Raw genomic sequence first — 2,647 nt, 5'->3', positions numbered from 1 at the left:
TGGAACAAATCTTGAGAATGATTTACCAGATATGATTAGAAGCCTCAAGGGAAGAATTCATTTCGCACATGTTAGAAATCTTAAATTCAACACACCTACTGATTTCGAGGAGGCAGCACATCTTTCTTCAGATGGAAGCTTTGATATGTATGAAATCGTAAAGGCTCTTTATGATATTGGATTTACAGGACCAATCAGACCAGATCACGGACGTATGATTTGGAGTGAGAAGGCAATGCCAGGATATGGTCTTTATGATAGAGCACTTGGTGCCACATATATCAATGGTTTATGGGAAGCCATTGAGAAAGCAGATAAGAGAAAATAATTATAATTGGAGGAAATATAAAATGGGAAACTATGATATTGATTTAAAGAATAAGGTTGCAGTAGTAACAGGAGCAGGCGGAGTCCTTTGCAGTATGTTTGCAAAAACTCTTGCAGCTGCTGGAGCAAAGGTTGCACTTCTTGATTTGAATGAGGAGATGGCTTGCAAATTTGCAGATGAAATAAATGCTGCTGGTGGTGTGGCAAAGGGATATAAGACAAATGTTCTCGACAAGGAAAGCCTTAAGGCAGTACATGAGCAGGTACTTTCAGATCTTGGTCCATGTGACATCCTTTTAAATGGTGCTGGTGGAAATAATAAGAGAGCAAACACTGACAAGGAATATTTCTTCGCAGGAGACGAGCTTGATAATGATACAGTTAGCTTCTTTGATTTAGATCAGAGTGGTGTAGAGTTTGTATTCAACTTAAACTTTATTGGAACACTTCTTCCAACTCAGGTTTTCGCAAAGGATATGATTGGTAAAAAGAATTGTTCTATTATCAACATTTCATCAATGAATGCATATACGCCACTTACAAAAATTCCTGCATATTCTGGAGCAAAGGCTGCAATCAGCAACTTTACTCAGTGGCTTGCAGTGCATTTCTCAAAGGAAGGTATCAGAGTAAATGCCATCGCACCAGGCTTTTTCGTTACAGCTCAGAACAAGGATTTATTATTTAATGCAGATGGTACTCCAACAGAGCGTACAGAGAAAATTCTTGCTGCTACTCCAATGGGACGCTTTGGTGAGGCAGAGGAACTTAATGGAACACTTCTTTATCTTTTAAATGAGAAGATGGCAAGCTTTGTAACAGGTGTTGTTATTCCTATTGATGGCGGATTCTCAGCTTATAGTGGGGTATAAAAATGAAAAAGTTTATGGATGAAAATTTTCTTTTAAATAGTGACACAGCCAGAGAGTTGTTTGAAGTCGCAAGTGAGGAAGCTATTATTGATTTTCACAATCACTTGAATCCTCAGGAGATATATGAGGATAAATGCTTTGATAACATGGCAGAGGTTTGGCTTGGTGGTGACCATTATAAATGGCGCGCCATGCGAGCAAACGGTGTGTCAGAAGAGCTTATCACAGGAGATGGGGCTCCTTTTGATAAATTTATGGCATGGGCAGACACAGTGCAGAATCTTATTGGTAATCCTCTATATCACTGGACACACCTTGAGCTTCAGAGATATTTTGGCATTACAACCCCTTTAACCCCAGATACCGCAAAGGAAATTTGGGATGAATGTAATGCAAAATTGAAGCAAAAAGAGTATTCAGTGCGTAATCTTTTAAAACTTCAAAATGTGTCTGTTCTATGCACAACTGATGATCCTGCTGATTCATTAGAATGGCATCAGAAAATTAGAGAAGACAATTTCGAAATAAAGGTTTTACCAAGCTTTAGACCAGAAAAAGCTATCGGTATAGAAAAGCCTGAGTATAAGGAATATATTAAGAGATTATCAGATGTTTCTAAAACAGATATTATAGATGTTGATTCACTTCTTAAAGCTTTAGAGAATAGACTTGAGTTCTTTATTAAAAACGGTTGCAGGGTATCAGACCATAGCCTTGAAAGCGCATTCTATATTCCTACAAATCACGCTGAGGTAAATGAGCTATTTAAGGCAAAACTTAGCGGAAGGGAACTTACAGAGGAAGAAGCTGGAAAATTCAGAGGTTACATGTTAACAGAGCTTGGAAGAATGTATAACAAAAATGGTATTGTTATGCAGCTTCACATCGGTGCAATCAGAAATAATTCTGAACGTTTTTACAAGCGTATTGGTGTAGATGCCGGATTTGACTCTTTAAATGATTTTAATTATGCGCCACAGCTTTCTGCTTTACTTAGCAAAATGGATTTACAGGGAGAGCTTCCAAAGACGATTCTCTATTGCCTTAATCCCAAGGATACTGAAATGCTTGCAGCAATGGCAGGTAATTTCTGCAGCAACGAGAATGGCATAAAAGGAAAGGTACAGCTCGGCGCTGCCTGGTGGTTCTGCGATCATAAAAATGGAATTGAAAGACAGATAGAGAGTTTTTCTGATGCAGGTCTTATTGCTACATCAGTAGGAATGCTGACTGATTCGAGAAGCTTTTTATCATTCCCACGTCATGAGTATTATCGAAGAATACTTTGCAATAAGATTGGCTCTTGGGTGGAGAATGGAGAATATCCTGCAGACATGAATTATCTTAAGAATTTAGTAAGAAGAATTTGTGGTAAAAATGCAATAGAATTTTTTAATATGTAAATAATAAAATGATTTTAAAATGATCATATCAATTGATATGGTCAT

At 37.6% G+C, this 2,647-nt stretch carries 3 protein-coding genes; all 3 read left to right on the top strand.

Annotated elements, in window-relative coordinates:
• Nucleotides 1–328 (top strand): mannonate dehydratase (locus AC52RT_RS05950; protein WP_495539894.1); only part of this gene is annotated, 328 nt, incomplete at its 5' end.
• A 22-nt stretch (nt 329–350) separates the two neighbouring features.
• The gene (locus AC52RT_RS05945; protein WP_495539895.1) at nt 351–1,199 is read left to right on the top strand and encodes an SDR family oxidoreductase; all 849 of its coding nucleotides are present in this window, start codon (nt 351–353) and stop codon (nt 1,197–1,199) included.
• Between the two features lie 2 nt (nt 1,200–1,201).
• Nucleotides 1,202–2,602, top strand: coding sequence for a glucuronate isomerase (gene uxaC, locus AC52RT_RS05940; RefSeq protein ID WP_495539893.1), 1,401 nt, complete (start codon nt 1,202–1,204; stop codon nt 2,600–2,602).
• The last annotated feature ends 45 nt before the right edge of the window (nt 2,603–2,647 follow it).

The sequence above is a fragment of the Peribacillus sp. genome, from assembly GCF_059453735.1.
Note: the sequence above shows the minus strand (reverse complement) of the source record. Positions and strands in the feature narration are given on the sequence as shown.

What these genes read in the sequence shown, in the direction of transcription:
- AC52RT_RS05945 (WP_495539895.1), top strand. Translation starts at nt 351, where the DNA reads ATGGGAAACTATGATATTGATTTAAAGAATAAGGTTGCAGTAGTAACA.
- uxaC (WP_495539893.1), top strand. Translation starts at nt 1,202, where the DNA reads ATGAAAAAGTTTATGGATGAAAATTTTCTTTTAAATAGTGACACAGCC.